The sequence below is a fragment of the Rhodopseudomonas palustris BisB18 genome, from assembly GCF_000013745.1.
In the GTDB taxonomy this organism is placed as follows: Bacteria; Pseudomonadota; Alphaproteobacteria; order Rhizobiales; family Xanthobacteraceae; genus Rhodopseudomonas_A; species Rhodopseudomonas_A palustris_F.
This window is the reverse complement of the sequence record NC_007925.1, coordinates 3,539,205-3,563,982: the sequence shown is the minus strand read 5'-3', so window position 1 is coordinate 3,563,982 and position 24,778 is coordinate 3,539,205. Positions and strand designations below refer to the sequence as shown.

General features: G+C 66.3%; 19 protein-coding genes. 13 read left to right on the top strand and 6 right to left on the bottom strand.

What is annotated here, in order from left to right; all coding sequences use genetic code 11:
- The first annotated feature begins 9 nt into the window (after positions 1 to 9).
- Positions 10 to 882: a hypothetical protein gene (locus RPC_RS16130; protein ID WP_011473647.1), complete on the top strand. Its 873-nt coding sequence runs from the start codon at positions 10 to 12 to the stop codon at positions 880 to 882.
- Positions 883 to 1,113: 231 nt separating this feature from the next.
- On the opposite strand, the gene RPC_RS16125 is transcribed toward RPC_RS16130, so the two are convergent.
- A complete protein-coding gene (locus tag RPC_RS16125) occupies positions 1,114 to 1,980 on the bottom strand; it encodes a DUF3750 domain-containing protein (RefSeq protein ID WP_011473646.1) in 867 nt (288 codons plus the stop codon).
- Positions 1,981 to 2,092: 112 nt separating this feature from the next.
- Here RPC_RS16125 and RPC_RS16120 point away from each other — a divergent pair, with 112 nt between their 5' ends.
- The gene (locus tag RPC_RS16120) at positions 2,093 to 2,551 is read left to right on the top strand and encodes a hypothetical protein (protein WP_011473645.1); all 459 of its coding nucleotides are present in this window, start codon (positions 2,093 to 2,095) and stop codon (positions 2,549 to 2,551) included.
- A 37-nt stretch (positions 2,552 to 2,588) separates the two neighbouring features.
- Here the strand turns inward: RPC_RS16120 and RPC_RS16115 are convergent, their stop codons facing one another.
- From RPC_RS16115 to RPC_RS16100, 4 genes are all read right to left on the bottom strand, one after another.
- Complete coding sequence (locus tag RPC_RS16115; RefSeq protein ID WP_011473644.1) at positions 2,589 to 3,869, bottom strand: MFS transporter; 1,281 nt, start codon at positions 3,867 to 3,869, stop codon at positions 2,589 to 2,591.
- Between the two features lie 28 nt (positions 3,870 to 3,897).
- The gene (locus RPC_RS16110) at positions 3,898 to 4,479 is read right to left on the bottom strand and encodes a PRC-barrel domain-containing protein (RefSeq protein ID WP_011473643.1); all 582 of its coding nucleotides are present in this window, start codon (positions 4,477 to 4,479) and stop codon (positions 3,898 to 3,900) included.
- A 42-nt stretch (positions 4,480 to 4,521) separates the two neighbouring features.
- Positions 4,522 to 6,720: an amylo-alpha-1,6-glucosidase gene (locus RPC_RS16105; protein ID WP_011473642.1), complete on the bottom strand. Its 2,199-nt coding sequence runs from the start codon at positions 6,718 to 6,720 to the stop codon at positions 4,522 to 4,524.
- 81 nt (positions 6,721 to 6,801) lie between these two features.
- The gene (locus tag RPC_RS16100) at positions 6,802 to 8,565 is read right to left on the bottom strand and encodes an ABC transporter ATP-binding protein (protein WP_011473641.1); all 1,764 of its coding nucleotides are present in this window, start codon (positions 8,563 to 8,565) and stop codon (positions 6,802 to 6,804) included.
- Positions 8,566 to 8,905: 340 nt separating this feature from the next.
- On the opposite strand from RPC_RS16100, the gene RPC_RS16095 reads away from it, so the two are divergent.
- Positions 8,906 to 9,973 carry a glycosyltransferase family 4 protein gene (locus tag RPC_RS16095; protein ID WP_011473640.1) on the top strand — a complete coding sequence of 356 codons (1,068 nt, stop codon included), beginning with the start codon at positions 8,906 to 8,908 and terminating at the stop codon, positions 9,971 to 9,973.
- Between the two features lie 48 nt (positions 9,974 to 10,021).
- Here RPC_RS16095 and RPC_RS16090 read toward each other — a convergent pair whose 3' ends face one another.
- The gene (locus RPC_RS16090; protein WP_011473639.1) at positions 10,022 to 12,130 is read right to left on the bottom strand and encodes a hybrid sensor histidine kinase/response regulator; all 2,109 of its coding nucleotides are present in this window, start codon (positions 12,128 to 12,130) and stop codon (positions 10,022 to 10,024) included.
- Positions 12,131 to 12,367: 237 nt separating this feature from the next.
- On the opposite strand from RPC_RS16090, the gene RPC_RS16085 reads away from it, so the two are divergent.
- From RPC_RS16085 to RPC_RS16040, 10 genes are all read left to right on the top strand, one after another.
- Complete coding sequence (locus RPC_RS16085) at positions 12,368 to 12,682, top strand: c-type cytochrome (RefSeq protein WP_011473638.1); 315 nt, start codon at positions 12,368 to 12,370, stop codon at positions 12,680 to 12,682.
- 247 nt (positions 12,683 to 12,929) lie between these two features.
- Positions 12,930 to 14,090, top strand: coding sequence for an acyl-CoA dehydrogenase family protein (locus RPC_RS16080; RefSeq protein ID WP_011473637.1), 1,161 nt, complete (start codon positions 12,930 to 12,932; stop codon positions 14,088 to 14,090).
- A 232-nt stretch (positions 14,091 to 14,322) separates the two neighbouring features.
- Complete coding sequence (locus tag RPC_RS16075; RefSeq protein ID WP_011473636.1) at positions 14,323 to 14,982, top strand: glutathione S-transferase family protein; 660 nt, start codon at positions 14,323 to 14,325, stop codon at positions 14,980 to 14,982.
- A 101-nt stretch (positions 14,983 to 15,083) separates the two neighbouring features.
- Positions 15,084 to 15,905 (top strand): helix-turn-helix domain-containing protein, encoded by an 822-nt coding sequence (locus tag RPC_RS16070; protein WP_011473635.1) that lies wholly within the window; start codon positions 15,084 to 15,086, stop codon positions 15,903 to 15,905.
- 165 nt (positions 15,906 to 16,070) lie between these two features.
- On the top strand, positions 16,071 to 16,937 hold the full coding sequence (locus RPC_RS16065; protein ID WP_041801933.1) for a 3-keto-5-aminohexanoate cleavage protein: 867 nt from the start codon (positions 16,071 to 16,073) through the stop codon (positions 16,935 to 16,937).
- Between the two features lie 111 nt (positions 16,938 to 17,048).
- Positions 17,049 to 18,650, top strand: a complete 1,602-nt coding sequence (locus RPC_RS16060) for an AMP-binding protein (RefSeq protein WP_011473633.1) — start codon at positions 17,049 to 17,051, stop codon at positions 18,648 to 18,650.
- Positions 18,651 to 18,797: 147 nt separating this feature from the next.
- Positions 18,798 to 20,414, top strand: coding sequence for an acyl-CoA carboxylase subunit beta (locus RPC_RS16055; protein ID WP_011473632.1), 1,617 nt, complete (start codon positions 18,798 to 18,800; stop codon positions 20,412 to 20,414).
- On the top strand, positions 20,411 to 22,405 hold the full coding sequence (locus RPC_RS16050) for an acetyl/propionyl/methylcrotonyl-CoA carboxylase subunit alpha (protein WP_011473631.1): 1,995 nt from the start codon (positions 20,411 to 20,413) through the stop codon (positions 22,403 to 22,405). The genes RPC_RS16055 and RPC_RS16050 overlap by 4 nt, the downstream gene beginning before the upstream one ends.
- A gap of 12 nt (positions 22,406 to 22,417) precedes the next feature.
- Positions 22,418 to 23,197, top strand: coding sequence for an enoyl-CoA hydratase/isomerase family protein (locus RPC_RS16045; protein ID WP_011473630.1), 780 nt, complete (start codon positions 22,418 to 22,420; stop codon positions 23,195 to 23,197).
- Positions 23,198 to 23,321: 124 nt separating this feature from the next.
- The gene (locus tag RPC_RS16040; RefSeq protein ID WP_011473629.1) at positions 23,322 to 24,776 is read left to right on the top strand and encodes a hypothetical protein; all 1,455 of its coding nucleotides are present in this window, start codon (positions 23,322 to 23,324) and stop codon (positions 24,774 to 24,776) included.
- The last annotated feature ends 2 nt before the right edge of the window (positions 24,777 to 24,778 follow it).

Genomic DNA, 24,778 nt, shown 5'->3' with positions numbered 1-24,778 from the left:
TCATTTGCCATGGCGCAGAGTTCGATCCTGCAGCGACGGTTTCGGGCCTGGCTCTCCGGCAATCCGGACGAGTCGGTGCTGCGCTGGCTGTTCCGCGGCACGCTGGCGGTGACCTTTGCGGTGCTCGCCGCCGACCTTGCCACCATGAACGGCTGGCTCAACCCGGCCGACATCGCGCTGACCCCGGCCGAACAGCGCGAGGCGTCGCCTGGCCTCGGTTTGCCCGCTGTGCCGGCGATTCTGTCGCCATGGCTTCCGGGCGGCAATCCGCGGCTGGCGCCGATGCCGCAGCCGGACGGCGTGATGAACAAGCCGATGCGCTTCGAACTCGTGAATGGCGGCCGGCTGCTCGCCACCGGCAGCATCACCCCGGGGGTTTCCGAAGCCTTTGCCACCGAGATCGCCCAGCACGGCGAGTACATCAAGACCGTGGTGCTGAATTCCCCGGGCGGCTCGGTCGGCGACGCTCTGGCGATGGGCCGGCTGATCCGCGAGAAGAAGCTCGCCACCGAAGTCGAGGCCGGCAAATATTGCGCGTCGTCCTGTCCGTTGATGTTCGTCGGCGGAGTCGAACGCCGCGCCGGTAGCAAGGCCGCGATCGGCGTGCACCAGGTGTTCGCGATGAGCCAGGCCGCCACCGGCGCGCCGCGCGACGAGATGAGCGACGCGCAACGGATCTCGGCGCGCTGCCAGCGCTACCTCGGCGACATGGGGATCAACCTGCAGGTCTGGGTGCATGCCATGGAGACCCCGAAAGACAAGCTGTTCGTGTTCACGCCGGAGGAATTGAAGTCGCTGAACGTGGTCACGGCCCAGGCCGGACCGGCACAAGCGGCGGTGCCGCCCGGTGCGTCAACAGCGCCAGCGGCTCGAGCGAAGTAATCGTCATCAAAGTTTGTCATTCCGGGGCGCGAGGCCGCAGGCCGAGCGAGCCCGGAATCCATAGCCCCTGCGCTGGTGTTTTTGCCCCGCCGTCACCACGCCGGCTAGAAGCTGGCACGGGGGCTATGGATTCCGGGCTCACTCGCAGCTTCGCTGCTCGTGCCCCGGAATGACGGTCTGTGTTGCCCGGAGGCAGGCATGACTAACCAGACTAAGTAGGTGTCAATCCACTCATGCCACCGCCACACCAATCCTGCCGAGCCCCGGCAGTTTGATCGCCGGGCGGCGCAGGTCGAAGCCGAGCACCGCGCCGAGCACGTTGAGTTCGACGCCTTCGACCCAGCCGAAGGTCAGCCCGAGATAGCCGCCGAGCGTGGCCCGGATGCCGGTGCCGGACGGCGTCAGGCCGATCCAGCCGCCGTCATAGGGATAGTCCTTGCCGATCGCGGTTGGCGGCAGCGTGGTCTTCAATTCCGGCACCGCGGCGAGCGCCGCGGCGACGAAGGTGTTGGAATTCGGCCCCGGCCAGGCGCGATAATCTCCATAAGAGCGCAGCTTGTAGCCTTGGATCGCGGCGTGGATCTTCGGGATCATCATGGCGGCCTCGTCGCCATCCGCCGCGGCGATCACTTGCGGCATGTCGCCGAACCAGCGGCCGTCGGCGGCAAAGCCGTTGACCCAGATCGGATCGCCCCATGCGGTGTAGTCGTAGCGGGTGTATTTGCGGGCGTTGGCCTCTTTGGTGACGATCCAGCTATGCACCGCGAAGATGCCGCGCCAACGCACGGTGCGGGCGGCGAACACCCGCACCAAGGCTTCGGGATGATCGGCAGCGGCCGGCAGCAGTCCGGCGCTGGAGCGGTCGGCGGTCTGCCAGTCCACGGTGCGATCGCCCAGCCAGTATTTTCCCGCCGATACGATGATCGGCGCGATCAGCAGCAACAGCAGAATGAGCACAGGTTTTCTCACCAGGTGGGATGCTTCGTTGGGTCTCGATGAGGGATATATTCGTTGCGGCGCGATTTGCCACGCGGCGGGCCGTGACAACATGCGTGCAGCCCGGCCGATGACTGAAGTGTGATCGCAGCTGGGTTCCATCCGCCGAACGGCGCATTAAATTTTCAAGGCGCACGCGCCGCCGCGCCGAGATGTGCAACCTTTGAAATCGGAGCTCGTTGTCGGCGAGTGTAACGTAAAGAGGACATTGAACATGAAGAAGACAGCTTTGGTTGTCGGCGCCGTCGCCGCCCTGGCGGTCGCTTCGGCCCCTCCCGCCGAGGCACGCAACGGCTTTGGTCCCGGCCTGATCGGCGGTCTGGCGGTGGGAGCGATACTGGCCGGTGCGGCGTCAAGTGCCTACGCTTACGGTCCCTACGGCTATTACGGCGGCGGACCCTACTATGGTGGCTACCGCGGTTATTATGGTGGCTATGCTCCTGCTTATTACGCACCGCGCTACGCGTATTACGGACCGCGCTATCGGCGCGCCTATTACGGCTATGGGCCTGGCTACCGCCGCGCCTATTATGGCTACAGGCCGGCCTACCGCCGCGCCTATTACGGCTCCAGGCCGGCCTATTACAGCTACGGCGGGCCGGCGATCGCCGCTTCGTGGGGCGGGCCGGGCTACTATGGCGGCTGGAATCGCGGCTGGGGTCATCGCTGGTAACCGCTGAGCCGACCCAAGACCCGGAATGCGGCGTCGCTCAATCGCGGCGCCGCGTTTCCGGCATCAGCAGAACGACCAAAGCGAGACCGGTGGCCGCCACCCCGGCGAGGCCGACAAAGGCCACCGCTGTGCCGAACTGATCGGCGACGTAGCCTGCCAGCACATTGCTGAGCGACGCGCCGATGCCGCCTGCGGTGCCGACGACGCCCTGCGCGAAATTGAAGTGCCCGGAACCAAAGGCGACGTCGGCCACGATCAGCGGCACCATCACGGCGAACACCGCGGCGGTGACGCCGTCGAACACCTGCACGGCGACCAGCAGGTAGGGGTCGCTGACGGTGGCGAACAACAATCCGCGCACCGCCAGCGCCGCAAAGCCGGCGAACAGCAGCGGCCGGCGCCCGATGCTCTGCGCGAGGCGTCCGACCGTCGGTGACGCCATCGCGACGATCGCCTGCGGCACGACGATACAGAACGCGATCAGCGCCGGCGCCGCGTCGCTGGAGCGTGTGGTGACGACGCCGGCCATCAGCGGCAGCATCGCGGCGTTGGCCAGCTGCAGCAACAGCATCGCCCCGGCGAACACCAGCAGCGGCCGCTGCCCAAGCAGGGTCATGAGCCGGGCGGTGTCGGCGCGCGGGGGAGCATCCGGCAGCGCGCCGTGCGCGCGTTCGGTGTCGATCTCGCCGCCGCGAATCCGTGACAGCGCGATCAGCGTCGGAATTGCCAGCACGAAGGTGACCAGAAACACCGCGCGGCTCGACAGCAGATAACCACAAGTCCCCATCACCGCCGCGGCGACGCCGTTGCCGAGCGAGGCGTAGCGGGCGTTGCGGCCGAGCCGTTCGCCGATCGCGGCGCGACCGACCAGGCCGAGGCTGATCGCGGCGATCGCCGGCCCCAGCACGCAGCTCGCGGCGGCGTGCAGCGTGGCCGAAGCCATCACCACCGGGAACAACGGCCACGCGGCATAGCCGAGCGCGCTGATCCCGATCAGCGCCACCGCGATCCCGGCGACGAGCCGCTCGGAGCGTGCCGCGTCGACGATCGCGCCGCCCGGCATCTGGCCGATCAGGCCGACGATGCCGCCCACCGACAGTACCAGACCGATTTCAACCTGGGTCCATTTCTGCGTGGTGAGATACACCGCCACGAACGGGCCGAATCCGGTCTGCACGTCGGCCAGAAAGAAGATGAACCAGTCCAATCCGCGCTGGCTTTGTCGCGATGGCGCATTCGGCCGCGCCGGCGGCGGCTCGGATGAGAGTGTGGCGGGGGAGGCGACGCGGTGGTTGCCGCCATCGTCCGGCGGGTCCATCCCCGGATCGGGCGCGGGCCAACGCAGCTTAGTGCTCCGTCGCCGGCGCGAACCGCAGCGGTTCTAGGCTGCCCGAAGCGCCGAGCGCCACGATCGGCTGATTGTCCTTGTATTCCGGCGCCGCGCGCACCTGGTCGCGGGTGAGTTCCAGCGTCATCTTCCCGTCCTTGTGGGTGACGTTGCCGAACCGCAGCGCTGCCCAGTCGACGACGATCTTGCGGCTGCCGACGCCGAGAAAACCGCCGAAGTCGATCACCGCCGCGCGCACTTGGCCGCCGCGGTCGACGATGACGTCGACGATCCGGCCCATGTCTTCGTCGGCCGCGCTGCGCACTTCGCGGCCGAGAATGCCGCGGGCCTCGATATTGCTGATCACGGTCACCGAAGCCGGCGGCTTCGGGCTCGCCGCATCGGACGGACCGGCTTTGTTGGGCGCGGGCGTTGCCGGCGCGCTCGCAGCCGCTGGCGGCTGGGTCGGCGCGGCCGGGAGCGGCGCCGGCTGGATGGTGGTGGACGATGCGGTCGTCGACGATGGCTCGGCGCGCAAGCTTGCCGACACCACACTGACCAAAGCGACAATTGCGAATGCCGTGCTGAAACGTATCTGCATCGATCCTTCCGAGGTCTGGCGCTGCCGCGGCCGTCCGCCGCGTCAGTGAGCAAGCACGAGTGACACTTGAATTCGGCCGCGGGTGCGCAGCACTTCCAGCGAGACATCCTCGCCGTGACGGCGGACCCGCAGATCCACGCTGGAGTCGCCGAGCTGCAGATCGCGCAGGATCACCTCATTGAGAAATGCCGGCAACCGCGGATTGCGCAGCCGGATTTCACCGCGGCGGGCGTCGAATTCCAGGCCAAGCGACGCCTCGAGCAGCGTGAACGGCGTGGCGCTGGCCCAGGCCTGCGGCGCGCAGGCCACCGGATACAGCGTCGGCCCACGGCGACGTTCGCGCTGGAAGCCGCAGAACAATTCCGGCAGCCGTCGCAGTTCCATATAGCTCGCGGCATCGAACAATCCCTTGAACAGCTGCTCGACCGAGTGCTTCAGCCCGTAACGCGCGAAGCCGAGCGCGATCAGCGCGTTGTCGTGCGGCCAGATCGAACCGTCGTGATACGACATCGGATTGTAGCGGGCCTCGCCGCGCGCCACCGTGCGGATGCCCCAGCCGGAGAAGAACTGCGGGCGCATCAGATCGGCGGCGACCAGCCGGGCGCGGTCCTCGCGCACGATGCCGGTGAACAGCAACTGGCCGGCGTTGGAGGTGCGGACCCGGCACGGCCGTTTGGCGCCGTCCAGCGCCAGCGCGTAGGTGCCGAGCTCCTCGCACCAGAAGGCCTGCTCGAATCGCACCGCGAGCCGCCGCGCCTCGTCGTCCAGCGTCTCGGCTCGGTGCTTCAGTCCCAGCCGGCGTGCGCACCGCGCCGCCAACTGTTTGGCGGCGAACACGTAGCCCTGCACCTCGGCGAGCGCGATGTTGCCCTCGGCGAGTTCGCCATCGGCGTGGAACACGGCGTCGTAGGAATCCTTCCAGCCCTGGTTCTGCAAGCCCTCGTCGGTGGCGCGTTGATACTCGACGAAACCGTCATGGTCGGGATCGCCGGCGCCGTCGATCCAGCGCAGCGCCGCCTCGATCGATTCCCACAGGTCGGCCAACGTGGCATCGTCGCCGGTGCGCTCGACATAGAGCCCGGCCAGCATCACGAACAGCGGCGTCGAATCCACGCTGCCGTAATATTGCGCGAACGGAACCTCACGCAACGACGCCATCTCGCCGCCGCGCATCTCGTGCAGGATCTTGCCGGGCTCGGCATCATTCACCGGATCGACCGTGGTCGCCTGATAGCTCGAAAGCCGCCGCAGCACGCCGCGGGCAACCCGCGGGTCGATCCACAGCATCTGCAGCGCGGTGATCAGGCCGTCGCGGCCGAACGTGGTCGAATACCAGGGAATTCCAGCGTAGGGATAACGTCCCTGCGGAGTCTCGGTCATCAGCATGTTGAGATCGGCCATCGACTGGCAGACCACTTCGTTGAAGATGTTGTTCGAGGTTTCGATCGAGGTGGTGCCGGCGGTCAACTGCCGCATCTCGCGCCGGTGCGCCAACAGCCCCTTGAAGAACGGCTTCGGCGGCTCGGTCTTGGGGCGATTGCAGGACACCGTGACGAACAGCGAGGTGTTGTCTTGCGGCTTGAGCTCGAGATGATAGGTCGCGACGTTGACGGCGAGCCGTGTCGGCCGCGGCTCGAGGTGCACGGCGGTGCTGCGGGTGACGTCGTCGAGCCCGCGATACTCCAGCGCCACGTCGCCGAAGCCCAGCAGCCGGGTGGAGCGGGTGCCGCGCCGCGGGCGTTGCGCGCCGCGAACTTCGAACAGATCGGCGAAATCATTGTCGAACAACAGAGTGAGATCGAACACCGCGGTGCGGTCGCCGTGGTTCTGCAAGCCGATGCGCTGATAAGCGGTGCCGCGCCACAGGAAGATCGTGCGCACGATATGCAGCACGTCCTTTTGCAGCACCAGCCGGCCGTTGCTGTAGATGTCGGGGTTGGTCATATCGACCGTGAGCGCCGAATTGTCGTCGCGCAGATTGCTGCCGAGCAGCAGCGGCTGCATGTCGTCGAGCAGCAATTCGAGCCGCGCCAAGAATCTCGTGTCGGCATTGAACAACCCGTCCGGACCGCCGGCCGACGCGCCGATGTCGCCATGGCTGTCGAGCACCACGAAGGTGTCGTCGTGTTTGAGCACCTGGCGCGGCCGCGCGGTCGGGCCGGTCATCGGAATGTAGAACGGCGATTCCGTCACCGTTTCCTCGCGGAGGTTAGAAACGCTGGCTGTGGCTTCAATTGCCATTGGTGACCTCGGCCTGTTGGGCGACACGGAGACGTTCCGGGGGACGGCTACACAACGGAAGCAAAACGGCGAGCAACATGCTCAGGCGGCGCGGGGGGCGAGACGGTTCATCTCGCGGTCCACGAGATCGCGATAGGGCCCTTGCCTTTGCATCAAGTGACCGGGCGGCCCGTCTTCAATGATACGCCCTGCCTGCAACATAACAACCCTGTCGAAGTTGCGTAGTGTTGCGAGGCGGTGGGCGATCGCGATCACCGTGCGGCCGCGCATCAGCCGGCCGAGCGCCTCGCGAATGGCTTCCTCGGAGTCGCCGTCGAGCGCCGCGGTCGCCTCGTCGAGCAACAGGATCGGCGCGTCCTTGAGAAAAGCGCGGGCGATCGCGATGCGTTGGCGCTGTCCGCCGGACAGTTTGACCCCGCGGTCGCCGACCATGGTGGCGAGCCCCTCCGGCAGCGTTTCGACGAAATCGCAGCGTGCCGCGATCGCCGCGCGCAGCACCTCGTCGTCGGTCGCGGTCGGGCGGCCGTAGCGGATGTTCTCCAGCATCGAGCGGTGGAACAGCGAGATGTCCTGTGGAACCACCGAGATGGCTTCGCGCAGGCTCTGTTGGGTGACGCGGGTAATGTCCTGACCGTCGATAGTGATGCGGCCGGCCTGCGGGTCGTAAAACCGCTGCAGCAGCACGAATAGGCTGGATTTGCCGCCGCCGGATTGGCCGACCAGTCCGACGCGTTGGCCGGCGCCGATCCGCAACGTCAATCCTTCGAACAGCTTTTGGCCGCCGGGATAGCGGAACTTGATATCCTCGAACGCGATCGCCGCGCCGGAGCGCACCAGCGGCTCGGCCGCGGGGTGATCGGCGAGTTCGTGCGGAACCAGCAATGTGGCCAGCGCCTCGGACAGCCGCGCCACGTGCTGGGTGATGTCGACCAACGCCACCGCGAGATCGCGGGTGGCGTGCAGGATCGACAGCCCGAGGGTGCAGACCAGCACCACGTCGCCGGTGGTGGCACGGCCTTGCTGCCACAACATCACCGCCCAGGCCAACAACGCCACGGTCAAGGTGACGGTGACCAAGGCGTGCAACAGCCGCAGCCGCTCGAGATAGCGAAGGCTGCGACCGCGCGCGGTCAATTCGCGATTGACGGTGGCATCGAACCGAGCGTGCTCGTAGCCGAGCCCGCAGAACGCCCGGACCAGCGGCATGTTATTGATGACGTCGACCATCTCGCCGTCGACCGCCGCGGCCTTGTCGGCGAAGTCGTCATGCAGCGGCTTGCCGGCGGCGGCAAGGTGAAACACCCCGATCACCACCAATGCCGAGACCAGTGTCAGGCCCGCAGCCATCGGCAGGCTCACGGTGCCGATCAGCGCGATCGCCGCCACCGTGGCGATGCATGGCGGCAGCACGTTCCAGACCAACATGTTCTCGACGGTGAACACCGCATTCGACGTCGCGGTGATGCGGCTGGTCAGCATGCCCGGCAGCCGATCGGAGAAATAGCTCGGCGCATGGCCGGTGAGATGGCGGAAGATGTCACGTCGCAGATCGCCGGTGACGCCGACGAAGGTGAAGCTCGCCGTCCAGCTGGCGATCCGCCACAGGACGTTGTCGGCGGCGATCAGCGACACCAGGAACCCGAGCGCCATCCAGACATGGCCGCCATTCGCCGGACCGCTCGACAGCCCGTCGACCAGATATTTGACGCCATATTGTGTGCCCACCGAGCAGGCGACCGCGGCCACGACGGCGAGCAGGATGACCGCGTGCGCCGTTGGACGTTGCCGAAGATAGCGCCCCACAAAGGCGAATGGACGATGGGCATATCCTGAGAGCGTATCCATGGGGGCCGAGCCTGTTGGAGTTCTGCGAGGATTAGATGGCGTGTCGGGCGTGTCGGAACGGGATGGAATGCTGCAGTTATCAGCCGCGAGCAACCGTCTGCCGACAACGCTCATTCGGCCCGCAACGCCTGATGAGAATTCGTGCACCGCCATTGAAAGAACGTGTATTTGCGGCGACAGCTGCGTCTTGGCGGATCGTGATGGCATCAGCAGGACCACAATGTGATGGGGGCAGCGCAGGTCTCGGGGGAACTTCGCACGTGCGTAATCGTTCCCATGCGGTGGCAGCCCAGCACGGTTGACGCGGATAACAGTGTCGCAAACAACAGGAGACGATAAGATGCGCATCGCGCAGGTTGCTCCTCTGACGGAAGCCGTGCCGCCCAAGCTCTACGGCGGCACCGAACGCGTTGTGCATTGGTTGACCGAGGAACTGGTCGCTCTCGGACACGATGTTACCTTGTTTGCCAGCGGCGATTCCCTGACCTCCGCCAAGCTGGACGCCGCTTGGCCGAAGGCGCTGCGCCTCGACGGCTCGGTCCGCGACCCCAACGCGCTGCATATCGTGATGTTGGAAAGGGTCTTGCAAAAATGCGACAATGAAGAGTTCGATCTTCTGCATTTCCATCTCGATTACTATCCGTTCTCGTTGTTCTCCCGCCAACCCACCCCGTTCATCACCACGCTCCACGGCCGACTCGATCTGCCGGAGCATCAGCCGGTGTTCACCACCTTCGCGTCGGTGCCGGTGGTCTCGATCTCCGACTCGCAGCGCCGCCCGGTTCCGCAGGCGAACTGGATCAACACCATTCATCATGGACTTCCGGAACGACTGCTGACGCCGCTGCCGGTCAAGCCGAGTTACCTCGCGGTGCTCGGCCGCATCGCGCCGGAGAAGGGCGTCGACCGCGCAATCAGGATCGCGTTGCGCTGCGGATTGCCGCTGAAGATCGCCGCCAAGGTCGACGTCGCCGACCAGGACTATTTCAACGACGTGATCCGGCCGATGATGGATCATCCCAGTATCGAATTCATCGGCGAGATCGGTGATCAGCAGAAGTCCGAATTCCTCAGCGGCGCACGCGCGCTGTTGCTGCCGCTGGATTGGCCGGAGCCGTTCGGATTGGTGATGATCGAGGCGATGGCCTGCGGAACGCCGGTGATCGCTTACGACCGCGGCTCGGTCCCGGAGATCATCGACGACGGTCTCACCGGCTTTATCGTCGACGACGAGGACACCGCGGTGGCCGCGGTCGGTCGGCTGTCCGGCTTGGATCGGCGGGCGGTGCGCGCGCGATTCGAAGCGCGGTTCACCGCGCGCCGCATGGCGCTGGACTATCTCGCCGCCTATCAGAGCTTGATCGAGGCGCGCGAACCCCGCATCAAGCTGGTCAGCGCCGGAGAGTAGCGCGGCGAGTTGGGGTTTGCATTCGATCCGATCGCCGAAGCGTTTGCTTCACGCCGTGCGGGTTGCGCCCAGCGCTTGAAACAGCGTATGGCGCAACGCTTCCAGCGTGTAAGGCTTTTGCAATAGCGGAAATCCTTCATCGAGCGCGGTGGCTGAGCGATCGCTGTAGCCGGAGGCCAGCACCACGGCGATCTCCGGATGATGTTCGCGGATCAGCCGGCCGAGTTCCAGTCCGCTCATTCCTGGCATCACGATGTCGGAAAACACCAAACCGATGTCGTGTCGCCGGTTGAGCAGTTGGATTGCGGTCTCGGCCGAGTCGGCGGCAACGATGTCGAAGCCGCATTGTTGCGCATAATCGGCCGCGACCGCCGCGACGTCAGGGTGGTCCTCGACCAGCAATAGCGTGGTCGGTTGCGGCAGCCGCGACGGCGATTGTTCGGCAGGATCGGCGTCGCGGTGCGGCGTCTCGTTGCTGATCGGGAAAGCCAATTCGAAGCGCGTGCCGCGGCCGAGTTCACTGTCCACCGTGATCGCGCCGCCGGATTGCTGGACGAAACCGTAGATCTGGCTGAGGCCGAGGCCGGTGCCGCGATCGACCGGCTTGGTGGTGAAGAACGGCTCAAAAATCCGTTCGCGGATGTCCTCTGCAATGCCGCTTCCGGTGTCCGAGAAGGTCAGGACTACCAGATCGCCCGCCGCCCCGGCAGGGGTCTTGCCATCGATCCGGCGCTTGATCGAGATGGTGATGCGGCCGCCGTCCGGCATCGCGTCGCGGGCATTCAGCGCCAGGTTGAGCAGCGCAATTTCGAATTCGTTGGGGTCGATCCGCACCGGCAGCGGCCCGGCCGGGCGTTCGATCTCGATCGCAATATCGCTGCGCACCGATTGCCGCAGAACGTCGCTGAACCTGTGCACGGATTCTGCGAGATCGACGACTTTGGCGGAGACCGCATGGCGGCGCGAGAACGACAGCAATTGCCGGGTCAGCGTAGTGGCTTTGTTGACCGCAGAATCGATCATATCCAGCGCCCGCCGATCCTGCGGGTCGTCGTGTCGGCGACGCAGCCGTTGTGCCGATCCACCCACCACCATCATCAGGTTATTGAAATCGTGGGCGACGCCCCCGGTCAGCCGCCCCAGCGATTCCAAACGTTGCGCCTGCTTCAAGGCTTGCTCCGCGGACTCACGGCGGCTGGCCTCCTCGTACAAACGCTGGGTCCGGGTCAGCGCCAGCATCACCAGCGCGATCAACGCTGCCGTCGCGGGCAGCCCGAAAATCATATAGCTGCCCATCATCGCCAGCCATTTGGCGCGGATCGCGCGGGTCTCCATGCCCGACACCACATAGACCGGAAAATTCGACAGCCTGCGATAGGCAAGTTTGCGCTCCAGGCCATCGACCGCGGAGGTCATCGTGAGTGTGCCCTCGACGTTGCGCGCCAGCATCAGCTTGCCGAGATCGGAATTCGCACCGACTGAAACGTTGCGGCCGATCGCGGGCTGCCGCGCCAGAATCGATCCATCGTTCCGGACCAGCGCGGCATAGCTGCCGAACTCACGGCTGATCTTGGCAAAGAAGCCTTCGAAGTAGTCCGGCAGCAGCGAGGCTTGGATCACACCGGCAAAGCTGCCGTCGCTGGACGGCCGGCGGCGGCTGACGCCGAAAAACGGCGCACCGCCGTAGGGCGGGCGCGGCCGCAACACCTCACCGATGTAGGTGCCGATGTCGCGCTCGCCATGGGCAGAAAAGTAATCGCGATCCGAGAAGTCGATCGGCGGCGCGGGATGGCTCAGGCTGTTCGCCAGGGCCCGGCCGTGGGAATCGAAGATCCACAGCGATTTGACCTGCTCAGACCCGGCGGAGATCCGCTTCAACCGCTGGTGCAGCGCGGCTTCGCTGTCCATGATCTGGCCGTCGGATTGGTCGCGAACGATCTCGGTGATTTCCGCCATGCTGCGTTCCACCGATTCGAACACTTTGAGGGCGTGCTCGGTGATGACGTCGCGGGTCTGGTCGATCTGGCGGTCGGCGATCGTCGTGATGTTGTGGTAGCCGAGCCACGATGCGTAGCAAAACAGCGCGGTCGGCAGCACCACCGATGCCACCAGGATGCCGCGCAGCAATCGAATCGAGTCGCGCTGGGCCTTCAGCATCGTGAGTGGTGATCCGGATTGCCGTTCGTCGGCGGCCTGACGTCCGACGAGGGATGCTTGCCAACGAGGTATTTCGCAGAGTCTGATGGCAGGGCCGATTTGTCAACGGCGCCCCCGGCGGACCGTTCCTGATGCAGGCCGAAGCGAAGTTCATCTATCCTGGCAATCGCGGTTGCAGTAAGAGGACATTGCACCACCGCGACCCGAATCGTCCGCTACCAGAACAAAGGATTGCTCATGCGCGCCCTTGCTTTTGTCGTGACGCTGATGAACCTGTGCTGGGCAGGCGGACCACTGCTGGCGGCCGATGCCGATAACGGCCGCACCCTGGCGGAGCGCTGGTGTGTCGGCTGTCACGTGGTTTCCGGCGAGCAGCGCAAGGGCACCGATATCGCGCCGTCGTTTGCGTCGATCGCCGAGCGCTCGAACTTCAACGAGGAGAAGCTGGCGTTCTTTCTGCTGGAGCCGCATCCGGTCATGCCGAGCATGGCGCTGAGCCGGGACGAGGCAAGAAATCTCAGCGCCTATATCGCGGAGCAGAAGCGGCCCTGACCGCGGCCTGATCGCCGCGGCGAGCGGCAACGGCCTGGCAGTCCCCCTCGCCAGCCACTTAACGCAAGCGGCAGCGCAGCTTTCCCGACATGCTGCCGCCGCCGTACGATACCGCGGCAATCCGGGTGCGCGTTTGGCTCACGATCCGTTCCACAGGACGGCGGCGAATGAAAGACCTCGCCAGCCGGCAGATGGGGCTGTGACGGTCGGTCTCATCGAGGCGCGCGGATGACGAGGGACATTGGAGATGCTGTTCACTGCCGACCATGACGAACCGCGCCGCGTGCTGCAGAAATTCATCGCCAGCGAAATCAATCCGCATGTCGACGAGTGGGAGAAGGCGCAGATCTTTCCGGCGCATGAGTTGTTCAAGAAGCTTGGCGATCTCGGCTTTCTCGGCCTCAACAAGCCGATCGACTATGGCGGGCAGGGACTGGATTACTCCTACGCGCTGATGATGGCGGAAGAGCTCGGCACCATCCGCTGCGGCGGCGTGCCGATGGCGATTGGGGTGCAGACCGACATGGCGACGCCGGCGCTGGCGCGGTTCGGCTCCGACGAACTGCGCCGCGAGTTCCTGGCGCCGGCGATCGCGGGCGACATGGTGGCCTGCATCGGCGTTTCCGAGCCCGGCGCCGGCTCCGATGTCGCCGCGATCAAGACCAGCGCGGTGTCGGACGGCGACGACTACCTCATCAACGGCGGCAAGATGTGGATCACCAACGGCACCCAGGCCGATTGGATCTGCCTGCTGGCCAACACCGGCGACGGCGCGAAACATCGCAACAAGTCGCTGATCGTCGTGCCGATGAAGAGCAAGGGCGTCACCGTCGCGCGAAAACTCGACAAGCTGGGGATGCATTCGTCCGACACCGCGCAGATCTTCTTCGACGAGGTCCGGGTGCCGAAGCGCAATCGCATCGGCGAAGAAGGCATGGGCTTCACCTACCAGATGCTGCAATTCCAGGAAGAGCGGCTGTGGGGCGCCGCGGCCTGCCTGAAGGCGCATGACCTCACCATCGCCGACACCATCGACTACACCCGCAACAGGAAAGCGTTCGGCCACAGCATTCTCGACAATCAGACGGTGCATTTCCGCCTGGCGGAACTGCAGACCGAAGTCGAGGCGCTGCGTGCGCTGGTGTACCGCGCCGCCGAGGCGATGCTGGCCGGCGAGGACGTCACCAAGCTTGCCACCATGGCCAAATTGAAGGCCGGGCGGCTGGGCCGTGAAATCCCCGATGCGTGTTTGCAGTTCTGGGGCGGCATGGGGTTCATGAACGAGACCGCGGTCAGCCGCGCCTATCGCGACGCCCGGCTGACGTCGATCGGCGGCGGCGCCGACGAGGTGATGCTCGGCGTGCTCTGCAAGATGATGGGCACGCTGCCGGGGATGGGGCAGACGTAGATGATCATGGCCGAATGGCTGTGCGCGCTGGACGCGGCGCATAAGCCTTGCGACTTGCGTCCCGGACGCGGAGCGGCGCGTCTTCGCGCCGCTCCGCAGAGCCGGGACCGTTGCGGATGCTGCCGACGTTACGGCCCCGGATCTGCAGTGCACCACGCCGCAACAGCGGCGCGCTGCACTGCGTCCGGGGCACGATGCCGCAGCAATCGCGGAACGATGACGGGGAAACGCCATGATCACGCTGTATCACTGCCACGCCGCCCGCTCGTTCCGGCCGCTGTGGATGCTGCAAGAGCTCGGGTTGCCGTACGAGCTGACCATGCTGCCGTTTCCGCCGCGGGTGTTTGCCAAGGAGTATCTCGCGATCAACCCGCTCGGCACCATCCCGTTGCTGATCGACGGCGACACCCGGATGACGGAATCCTCCGGAATTTGCCATTATCTCGGCACCCGCTACGGTCCGACGCCGCTTGTGGTCGGGGTCGACGAGCCCGGCTACGGCGACTACCTGAACTGGATGTTCTTCAGCGATGCGACGCTGACGTTTCCGCAGACCCTGGTGCTGCGCTACAGCCAGCTCGAGCCAAAGGAGCGGCGCAGTCCGCAGGTCGCCGCCGATTACGCCAAATGGTTTCTCGGCCGGCTGCGCGCGGTGGAAACCGCCGTAGGCCAAGCCGAGACGCTCTGCGCCGGGCGTTTCACCGCGGCCGATGTGGTGATCGGCTACGCGTTGCGACTGGCGGACATCATCGGTCTCGGCAAGGAGTTCGGCCCGAACGTCGCCGCTTATTGGGCGCGGTTGCAGCAGCGCGATGGATACCGCCGCGCGGTCGCCGCGGAGGACCAAGCCGCTGCGGCGCTGACCTCGTTTGCGTCGCGCATCACGCCGTGACAAGCGGCGGGTTTGCTGTATTCTCGACAGGCCCCGCAGAGGGCCCCGCAGCGATGCGGCAACGGGCGACACACATCGCCTTCGAGAGGGACGGGACCACGATGCCAGACGATCCATGCCCGGGCTCCGGGCATCTGATGCTGATCAGCCCTGAGCGGGTGTTCTACGCCGGCCTGCTCGGACGGCCGCGGCGGCGCTCGATCGGCGGTTTCGCGATCTACACCGCGCTGCAGGGCGAATTGCGGGTAGCGATCGAGGGCCGCAGCACGCTACAAGGTGTCCTCGCTATCGTGCCGCCGTACATCGCGCACAGCGTGGACTCCGACCACCCCACCATCAGCAGCCTGGTGATCGAGCCGGAAACCGTCGACCCCCAAGTGTTCGATCAGTTGACGCGGCGCTGCACAGCCCAGGCCGACCAGCTCGCCGCCCGAATCCGCGGCGGCTATGCCGAACTGCGTCGCGCGCAGCGCCGCAACGGCTTCACCACCGGCGAGTTCGACACGCTGTTCTTCGGCGAAGCTTTGGCCGCGCGCGGCATCGACGGCCGCATCGCCCGCGCTATCGCGCTGCTGAACGACGTTTCGGGGAAAGCCCTGACCGCAACCCGCTGCGCCGCGGCCGCGAAACTGTCGCCGTCGCGTTTCCTGCATCTGTTCAAGGAGCAAACCGGGGTGTCGTTCCGGGCATTTCGCGCCTGGAAGCGGGCCCGGCACCTGCTGCATTTCGTCAATGCCGAGATCAACCTGGCGCATCTGGCGCAGGACATCGGCTATCCGGACTCCACCCATTTCAGCCATTCGATCCGCCGCTTCTACGGACTGAAGCCGCGGGCGATCTTCTCCGGCTCGCGCGATCTGGCGATCTATCGCGGCGAGCCACGCTCGGCCAGCCTGGTCGATCTGCGCCCGGGCAGGGCATAGCCCGCAGGCGCGGCGGCCGTTCTTCACCTCTCCCGTCGGGAGGGGTGAAGAACGTGGCCTCCGGCAAGGCCGTGATAGCGGGTGGACGCAAGCAGTCGGGGCGCGGCATTCGCATCATGGAGCCGTCGCCGGAGACCTGCGGCGCGCCACTATGAAAGCCCGCGGATGAGTACCAAGGCCGTCATCACCTGCTCGCTGAACGGCGTGTTGACCGATCCGAAGCAGCACCATGTGCCGGTGACGCCGCAGGAGATGGCGCGCGAGGCCAAGTCGGCCTACGACGCCGGCGCCAGCGTCGTTCACATCCATCTGCGCCGGCAGGAGCCCGGCCAGGGCCATCTGCCGTCCTGGGACGTCGACGTGTCGCGCGAGATCCAGGAGGCGATCCGGCAGGCTTGTCCCGGCATCATCATCAACCACACCACGGGGACCGCGGGACCGAACTATCAAGGCGCGCTGGATTGCGTTCGCGAGACCAAGCCGGAGATGGCGGCCTGCAACGCCGGCTCGCTGAACTACCTCAAGGTCAAAGCCGACAAGACATGGGCCTGGCCGCCGATGATGTTCGACAACGCGGTGGAGAAGATCCAGGACTATCTCGACGTGATGAACGAGGCCGGTACGATGCCGGAGTTCGAATGTTTCGACGTCGGCATCGTGCGCTGCGTCGGGATGTATCGCCAGACCGGGATGTATTCCGGGCCGCTGGACTACAATTTCGTGATGGGGGTGGCCTCCGGCATGCCGGCGGATCCCGATCTGTTGCCGATTCTTTTGAAGCTGAAGACGAAGGACGCGCAGTGGCAAGTCACCGCGATCGGCCGCGCCGAGATCTGGCCGCTGCACCAGCGCTGCGCCGAACTCGGCGGCCACCTGCGCACCGGTCTGGAAGACACGTTCTATCTCGCCAGCGGCGAGAAGGTCACCTCGAACGGGCAATTGATCGAGGAAATCGCCGGCTGCGCCAGGCGGGCGGGGCGCGGCATCGCGTCGCCCGCCGAGGCGCGGGAGATTTTTGGGTTGAAGCATTGAAGATCGTCATTGCGCGGCGTGAGCAGCGCAAGCCGCGAGCGAGTCCGGAATGACGCGGCCAGATGAACCGCAGCACCAGCCGCCAGAGCTGTCGCGAGCCAGGAGGGGACGATGAGTGATCTTGCAGCCACTGGCGGCGTTTCCGGGCCCGGGCGTATCGGCCGGGTGGCGATCGGCGATCTGCTGAAGAAGGCCGCGGTGCGCTTCGCCGATCGCGTCGCACTGAGCGATGGCGAGCGCCGCGTCAGCTTCGCCGAGTTGGAACGCGACGCCAACCGCTTCGCCAACTATCTGGTGTCGCGCGGGTTGCGGCCCGGCAGCAAGATCTCGACGATTTGCAACAACTCGGTGGAATTCGTCAAAGCGCTGTTCGGGATTCACCGCGCTGGCCTGGTTTGGGTGCCGATCAACACCATGCTGGGGCCGGCGGATATGGACTACATCCTGGACCACGCCGAGGTGAACCTCGCGCTGATCGACGACAATCTGCACGCCCAGCCGGAGCGCCGCGCCGCACTCGAAAAGCGCGGCATCGATCTGGTCACGATCGATCTCACCGGCAAGGCGAAGGCCGCCGGACTCGCCAGCTTCGGCGAGTTGATCGAGGGGCAATCCGACGCCGAGCCGGAGATCGATTTCGACGACCGCGATCTGGCGATGATCATCTACACCTCCGGCACCACTTCGCGGCCGAAGGGTGCGATGCATTGCCACCTCGCGGTGGTGATGGCGGTGATGAGCAACTGCATCGAAATGAAACTCGGCCGCGACGACGGCATCACCGGCCAGTTTCCGATCTTTCACTGCGCCGGCCATGTGCTGCTGTTGAGCTATCTTGCGGTCGGCGGCCGGATGGCGCTGATGCGCGGTTTCGATCCCATGGTCTGCATGGAGGCGATCCAGCGCGACAAGCTCACGGTGTTTGTCGGCCTGTCGCTGATGTATCAGGCGATTCTCGATCATCCCCGCCGCAACGACTACGACCTGTCGAGCCTGCGGATGTGCATCTACACCATGGCGCCGATGGGGCGGCCGCTGCTGGAGCGCGGCATCAGGGAGCTGTGTCCGAACTTCGCGCTGACGTCGGGACAGACCGAGATGTATCCGGCGACCACGATGTCGCAGCCGGACCGTCAGCTCGAGCGGTTCGGCAATTATTGGGGCGAATCGCTGATCGTCAACGAGACCGCGATCATGGACGAGGAGGGGCGTCTGCTGCCGCGCGGCGAGATCGGCGAATTGGTGCATCGCGGCCCCAACGTGATGATGGGCTACTACAAGGATCCCGAGGCCACCGCCGCCGCGCGCAAGTTCGGCTGGCATCACACCGGCGATCTGGCGCTGATCGACGCGAACGGCGAGGTGCTGTTCCTCGACCGCAAGAAAGACATGATCAAGTCCGGCGGCGAGAACGTCGCCTCGGTGAGGATCGAGGAGACGCTGCTGGCGCATCCCGCGGTGCAGAACGCCGCTGTGGTCGGATTGCCGCATCCGCAATGGGGCGAGGCGGTGTCGGCCTTCGTGAAGTTGAAGCCGGGCGCCGCGGCCAGCGAGGCCGAGATCGCCGAGCATTGCAAGGCCCATCTCGGCGGCTTCCAGGTGCCGAAGCTGATCCGGATCGTCGAGGACATGCCGATGACCGCCACCGGCAAGCTGCGCAAGGTCGAACTGCGCAACCGGTTTGCCGACTTCTTTGCGACGGAGCGGGCGTGACACGTGAGAGGCCGTCATTGCGGGGCGCGCGCAGCGAAGCTGCAAGCGAACCCGGAATCCTGCTCCACGCGATGCGCTTTGCCTTGCTGCGAGATTCCGGGTTCGCTCGGCCTGCGGCCTCGCGCCCCGGAATGACGAGAGAATGCCATGGCCATCATTGACTCCACCATCGCGCCGGGCGGCGAGGCGTTCAAGGCCAACCGCGACGGCATGCTGGCGCTGATCGCGCGGATGCGCGAGCTCGAGGAGAGGGCGCGCAAGGCTTCGGCGGCCTCGGGCGAGCGATTCCACAAGCGCGGGCAATTGCTGCCGCGCGAACGGGTGGCGCTGCTGCTCGATCCAGGCGCACCGTTTCTCGAACTGTCGACGCTGGCCGGCTACCTGTTCGACACCGCGGATGCGGCCAAGAGCGTGCCCGGCGGCGGCGTGATTGCCGGCATCGGCTTCGTCTCCGGCGTGCGCTGCATGATCAGCGCCAATGATTCCGGCATCGACGCCGGGGCGCTGCAGCCCTACGGCCTCGACAAGACGCTGCGGGTGCAGCAACTGGCGCTGGAGAACAAGCTGCCGTTCGTGCAACTGGTGGAGAGCGCCGGCGCCAATCTGATGCGCTACCGCGTCGAGGATTTTGTCCGCGGCGGCAACATCTTTCGCAATCTGGCGCTGATGTCGGCGGCAGGCCTGCCGGTGGTCACCGTGACCCACGGCTCGTCCACCGCGGGTGGTGCGTATCAAACCGGGCTATCCGATTACATCGTGATGGTGCGCGGCCGGACCCGGGCGTTTCTCGCCGGGCCGCCGCTGTTGAAGGCCGCGACCGGCGAGATCGCCACCGAGGAAGAACTCGGCGGCGCCGAGATGCACACCAGCGTCTCCGGGCTCGGCGATTACTTGGCCGAGGACGATCGCGACGCGCTGCGGATCGCGCGCGACATCATGGCCTCCCTGCAATGGGATCGACCTGCCGCCCTTGGACGCAGCTCCAAGCCGCCGCGCTACGACGCCGAACAGCTGCTCGGCATCATGCCGATGGACCACAAGCGGCCGGTCGACATGCGCCAGGTGATCGCGCGCATCGTCGACGATTCGGATTTCACCGAGATCAGCCCGAATTACGGCCCGGCCACGGTGTGCGGCCACGCCCGCATCGAAGGCGCCGCGATCGGCATCGTCACCAACAACGGCCCGCTCGATCCCGCCGGGGCCAACAAGGCGACGCATTTCATCCAGGCCTGTTGCCAGTCGAAGACGCCGATCCTCTATCTGAACAACACCACCGGCTACATGGTCGGCCGCGCCTATGAGGAGGCCGGCATGATCAAGCACGGCTCGAAGATGATCCAGGCGGTGACCTCCGCCACGGTGCCGCAGATCACCATCTATTGCGGCGCGTCGTTCGGCGCTGGCAATTACGGCATGTGCGGTCGCGGCTTTCATCCGCGGTTCTGCTTTGCCTGGCCGAACGCCAAGACCGCGGTGATGGGCGGCGAGCAGGCCGCCGAAACCATGGCGATCGTCACCGAGGCCGCGGCGGTGCGGCGCGGCATCGCGGTGGAGAAGGACAAGCTCGACAAGTTGAAGGCCGGCATCACCTTCGTGTTCGATGGCCAGATGGATGTGTTCGCCACCTCGGCGCGGCTGCTCGACGACGGCGTGATCGATCCGCGCGACAGCCGCGCGGTGCTGGCCGAAGTGTTGGCGATCTGCCGCGAGGCCGAGGCGCGGGCGCCGCAGCGCATGCAATTCTCGGTGGCGCGGCCATGAGCGTCGCTCCCGCTTTGCAGTTGACGCCGTTCTCCAGCATTCTGATCGCCAACCGCGGTGAGATCGCGCTGCGCATCATGCGCACCGCGCGAAAACTCGGCTATGCGGTGGTCGCGGTGTATTCCGACGCCGACGCCGACGCGTTGCACGTCCGTGCCGCCGATGCGGCGGTCCGTATCGGCGGCGCGTTGCCGCAGCAATCCTATCTGAACATCGAAGCGATCATCGCCGCGGCGAAGCAGAGCGGCGCCGATGCGGTGCATCCCGGCTACGGCTTCCTCGCCGAAAACCAGGACTTCGCCGCGGCCTGCCGCGACGCCGGCCTGCTGTTCATCGGGCCCTCGGCGGCGTCGATCGCGGCGATGGCCAACAAGGCGGGGGCCAAGGCGATCATGCGCAAGGCCGGCGTGCCGTGCGTGCCGGGCTATCAGGGCGCCGATCAGAGCGACGAAGCGATGGCGCGTGAGGCGGCTTCGATCGGCTTTCCGGTGATGATCAAGGCGGTCGCCGGCGGCGGCGGTCGCGGCATGCGGCTGGTCGAAGATGCCGCGGCGTTTGCCGAAGCGTTGCGCGGCGCGCGGTCGGAGGCGCAGGGCGGGTTCGGCGATCCCACGGTGATCCTGGAGCGCGCGATCGTGAATCCGCGGCACATCGAGATTCAGGTGTTCGGCGATCGCTACGGCCACGCCGTCCATCTCGGCGAGCGCGACTGCTCGGTGCAGCGCCGGCACCAGAAGCTGATCGAGGAGGCGCCGTCTCCCGCGGTGTCGCAGGCGTTGCGCGAGGAGATGGGCACGGTCGCCGTCAACGCGGCGAAGGCGATCGGCTACGAGGGCGCCGGCACGCTGGAATTCCTGCTCGATGGCGATGGGCGGTTCTATTTTATGGAGATGAATACGCGGCTGCAGGTCGAGCATCCGGTCACCGAGGCGATCACCGGGCTCGATCTGGTGGAGCTGCAATTGCGGATCGCCGCCGGCGAGCCGCTGCCGTTGCAGCAGGACGATGTCCAGTTCCGCGGCCACGCCATCGAGGTGCGGCTGTGTTCGGAAGACCCCGCGCAGGATTTCATGCCGCAATCCGGCAGGCTCGCGCTGTGGCAGATGCCGGGCGAATTGCGGGTCGAGCACGCGCTGCAGTCGGGCTCGGCGATTTCGCCATATTACGATTCGATGATCGCCAAGATCGTCGCCCACGGCGACAGCCGCGACGAAGCGCGGCGAAAACTGCTGCACGGCCTCGCGCGGACCGTCGCGTTCGGCGTCTCCACGAATTGCAGCTTCCTCGCCGCCTGTCTGCGGCATCCTTCGTTTGCGGCCGGCGCGGCGACCACCGGGTTCATCGCCCAGCATCGCGATGCGTTGTTGGCGCCCGAGCCGGACCACGATGTGCCGGCCGCCGCTGTGGCGGCGCTGTTGCTGTACGTCACCGATCGCCACGCGCCGCGCTGGCGCAAGGGCCGCTCGTTGGCGGCGACGTTCCCGTGCCCGCTGCGGATCGAGATCGACGGCATCACCCTCGAGCCCGAGGTGACGCGCGAGCGCGACGGCTGCACCATCGTGCGCATCGGCGGCAACGCCGTGCGCTTCGCGCTCGACGAGCTGAGCGGCGACACCTTGCGCTTCCGTGCCGATGGGATGTCGGAATCCATCGTCTATCACCGCGACGGCGACGCGCTGTTTGTGCTGCGGCAGGGCGTCACGTCTGCGGTCCGCGACCTGACCCGCGCCGCGCCGGCGCGCGCCGCCGCGGCCGGCGGCGACGGGCGGCTGCGCGCGGCGATGAACGGCCGCGTCGTCGCGGTGCTGGTCAAGCCCGGCGACCAGGTCGAGGCCGGGCAGCCGGTGCTGACGCTGGAAGCGATGAAGATGGAGCACGTGCACGCCGCTCCGATTTCGGGCATCGTTTCGGCGATCGATGTCGAGGAAGGCGAGCAGGTCACAACCGGCCGCATCGTCGCCGAGATCGAGGCGATGTCGCAACAAGCGTAAAAGAGCAATGCCATGACAGACGACAGCGTGATCATCGAGAAGCGCGGCGCGGCGTTGTGGATCACCATCAACCGGCCCGACAAGCGCAACGCCATCAACGCCGGCGTGGTGGACGGCATCGGCCGCGGCTATCGCCTCGCCCATGACGACGCCGAAGTGCGCGCCCTCGTGCTGACCGGCGCCGGCGACAAGGCGTTCTGCGCCGGCGCCGATCTGCAGGCGACCGGTGCTGCGTTCGCGGCGGATTTCTCCAAGCCCAATGTCGACTACGCCGATCTGTTGCGGCTGTCGCAGAATGCCACCAAACCGTCGATCGCGCGGGTCAACGGCGTCTGCATGGCGGGCGGCATGGGATTGTTGTGCATGACCGACCTGGCGGTCGCCGCCGACACCGCGCTGTTCGGGCTGCCCGAGGTCAAGGTCGGGGTGTTTCCGATGCAGGTGATGAGCCTGTTGCAGGACATCGCGCCGCGCCGGCTGATCAACGAATGGGCGTTGACCGGCGAGCCGTTCGACGCCCAGGCGGCGTTGGCGGCGGGGCTGTTGAACTACGCGGTGCCGGCGGCCGAGCTCGATGCCAAGGTCGACTGGCTGCTCGCGCGGCTCGCCGACAAATCACCGACCGCGATCCGGCGCGGCAAATACGCCATGCGGGCGATCGGCGCGATGTCGTTCGACCAGGCGATCGCCTACACCGAAAGCCAGATCGCGCTGTTGGCGATGACCGAGGACGCCAAGGAGGGGCTCAAGGCGTTCGCCGAGAAGCGCAAGCCGGCCTGGCCGGGGCGGTGAACGCGGTCGAGCGGAGGCGCTGACCGCGATCTCAGGCGGGCCGCGCTTTACCAAGTATTATCCTCGCCATGGTTGGATCGGCGCTCGCTGGCGACAGGCCGGTTTGCAACATCTGGCATGACCCGTGACGCTGTCCGCCGTCCATTCGTCCGCTGCCGCCGGCCCGAGGGGCTGGCTGCTGCCGTTCTGGGTCGGCGCCGGCGTGTATCTGTTCCAGTTCGTCGCCGGCAACGACCTGCTGCAGGATTCCGATATTTTCTGGCAGATCGAGGTCGGGCGATGGATCGTCGATCACCACGCCGTCCCCACGACCGACATCTATTCCTTCACGAAGCTCGGCGCGCCGTGGATCTCCAGTTCCTGGCTCGCACAGCTGTTGTATGCCGCGGTCTTTGCGCAAGCCGGCTGGGCCGGCGTGGTGGGGCTGTCGGCCTTGGCGATCGCCGCGGCGTTCGCGCTATTCGTGCGTTTTCTGCAGCGCCATGTCGAGCCGGCGCTGGCGGTCTTGCTGGCGATGGCCGCCTTCATCCTGTCGATCCACCATCTGTTGGCGCGGCCGCATGTGCTGGCGCTGCCGGTGATGGTGGCCTGGTTCGGCAGCCTGATCGCGGCGGCCGATGCGCGGCGCGCGCCGTCGTTGTGGCTGTTGCCGCTGCTGGCGCTGTGGGCCAATCTGCATGGCGGCTTCGTGCTGGGTCTGCTGCTGCTCGGCGGTGTCGCGCTGGAATCCGTCTGGAGCGCGGAACCCGCGCGCCGCGTCGCGCTGGCGGCGCGCTGGATGCTGTTCGCCTTTGGTGCTGTGCTGGCCTGCTGCTGCACGCCCTATGGCTGGGAGACGCTGTTGGCGTCGCGCCGCATCCTCGATCTCGGCGAAGTGCTGGCGATCCTGTCGGAATGGCTGCCGGCCGATTTCTCGCGTTTCGGCGCTTTCGAGGCGTCGGTGCTGGGGTTGCTGGGTTTTGCGCTGTATCGCGGATTGACGCTGTCGCCGCCGCGCATCCTGCTGGTTCTCGGACTGTTGCACATGGCGCTGTCGCATGTCCGCAGCATCGAGGCGTTCGCGCTGTTGCTGCCGCTGGTCCTGGCCAAGCCCTGGTCCGAACAGCTCGGCGGCGCGCCGCCGGCGCTCGCCGCGGCATCCTCGCCGCGCGGGATTGCGGCCGCGGCTCTCGCCGCGCTGGCGTTGCTCGCGGCGAGTGTCCCATTGGCTCCGCATTTGCGCTTTGCGCTGGTGGCGGCGCAGGTGCCGGCGGAGGCGGTCGCGGTGCTGCAACAGCGCGGCGCCAAGCGGGTGTTCAACGCTTACGAATTCGGCGGCTACCTGATCGCGGCCGGCGTGCCGCCATTCATCGACGGCCGCGCCGAACTTTACGGCGAACAATTCGTCGTCGCGCATCACCGTGCGGTCACGCTGCGCGATCCCGATTTGCTGCCGCGGCTGCTCGACGACTACAACATCGACGCCACGCTGCTGGCGCCGACCACGCCCGCGGTCAAACAGCTCGATCGGCTGCCGGGTTGGCAGCGGGTCTATGGCGACGCGGTGGCGGTGGTGCATGCGCGCAGCGCGCCGCGCTGAGC

What these genes read in the sequence shown, in the direction of transcription:
- RPC_RS16130 (WP_011473647.1), top strand. Translation starts at nt 10, where the DNA reads ATGGCGCAGAGTTCGATCCTGCAGCGACGGTTTCGGGCCTGGCTCTCC.
- RPC_RS16125 (WP_011473646.1), bottom strand. Translation starts at nt 1,980, where the DNA reads ATGGAACCCAGCTGCGATCACACTTCAGTCATCGGCCGGGCTGCACGC.
- RPC_RS16120 (WP_011473645.1), top strand. Translation starts at nt 2,093, where the DNA reads ATGAAGAAGACAGCTTTGGTTGTCGGCGCCGTCGCCGCCCTGGCGGTC.
- RPC_RS16115 (WP_011473644.1), bottom strand. Translation starts at nt 3,869, where the DNA reads ATGGACCCGCCGGACGATGGCGGCAACCACCGCGTCGCCTCCCCCGCC.
- RPC_RS16110 (WP_011473643.1), bottom strand. Translation starts at nt 4,479, where the DNA reads ATGCAGATACGTTTCAGCACGGCATTCGCAATTGTCGCTTTGGTCAGT.
- RPC_RS16105 (WP_011473642.1), bottom strand. Translation starts at nt 6,720, where the DNA reads ATGGCAATTGAAGCCACAGCCAGCGTTTCTAACCTCCGCGAGGAAACG.
- RPC_RS16100 (WP_011473641.1), bottom strand. Translation starts at nt 8,565, where the DNA reads ATGGATACGCTCTCAGGATATGCCCATCGTCCATTCGCCTTTGTGGGG.
- RPC_RS16095 (WP_011473640.1), top strand. Translation starts at nt 8,906, where the DNA reads ATGCGCATCGCGCAGGTTGCTCCTCTGACGGAAGCCGTGCCGCCCAAG.
- RPC_RS16090 (WP_011473639.1), bottom strand. Translation starts at nt 12,130, where the DNA reads ATGCTGAAGGCCCAGCGCGACTCGATTCGATTGCTGCGCGGCATCCTG.
- RPC_RS16085 (WP_011473638.1), top strand. Translation starts at nt 12,368, where the DNA reads ATGCGCGCCCTTGCTTTTGTCGTGACGCTGATGAACCTGTGCTGGGCA.
- RPC_RS16080 (WP_011473637.1), top strand. Translation starts at nt 12,930, where the DNA reads ATGCTGTTCACTGCCGACCATGACGAACCGCGCCGCGTGCTGCAGAAA.
- RPC_RS16075 (WP_011473636.1), top strand. Translation starts at nt 14,323, where the DNA reads ATGATCACGCTGTATCACTGCCACGCCGCCCGCTCGTTCCGGCCGCTG.
- RPC_RS16070 (WP_011473635.1), top strand. Translation starts at nt 15,084, where the DNA reads ATGCCAGACGATCCATGCCCGGGCTCCGGGCATCTGATGCTGATCAGC.
- RPC_RS16065 (WP_041801933.1), top strand. Translation starts at nt 16,071, where the DNA reads ATGAGTACCAAGGCCGTCATCACCTGCTCGCTGAACGGCGTGTTGACC.
- RPC_RS16060 (WP_011473633.1), top strand. Translation starts at nt 17,049, where the DNA reads ATGAGTGATCTTGCAGCCACTGGCGGCGTTTCCGGGCCCGGGCGTATC.
- RPC_RS16055 (WP_011473632.1), top strand. Translation starts at nt 18,798, where the DNA reads ATGGCCATCATTGACTCCACCATCGCGCCGGGCGGCGAGGCGTTCAAG.
- RPC_RS16050 (WP_011473631.1), top strand. Translation starts at nt 20,411, where the DNA reads ATGAGCGTCGCTCCCGCTTTGCAGTTGACGCCGTTCTCCAGCATTCTG.
- RPC_RS16045 (WP_011473630.1), top strand. Translation starts at nt 22,418, where the DNA reads ATGACAGACGACAGCGTGATCATCGAGAAGCGCGGCGCGGCGTTGTGG.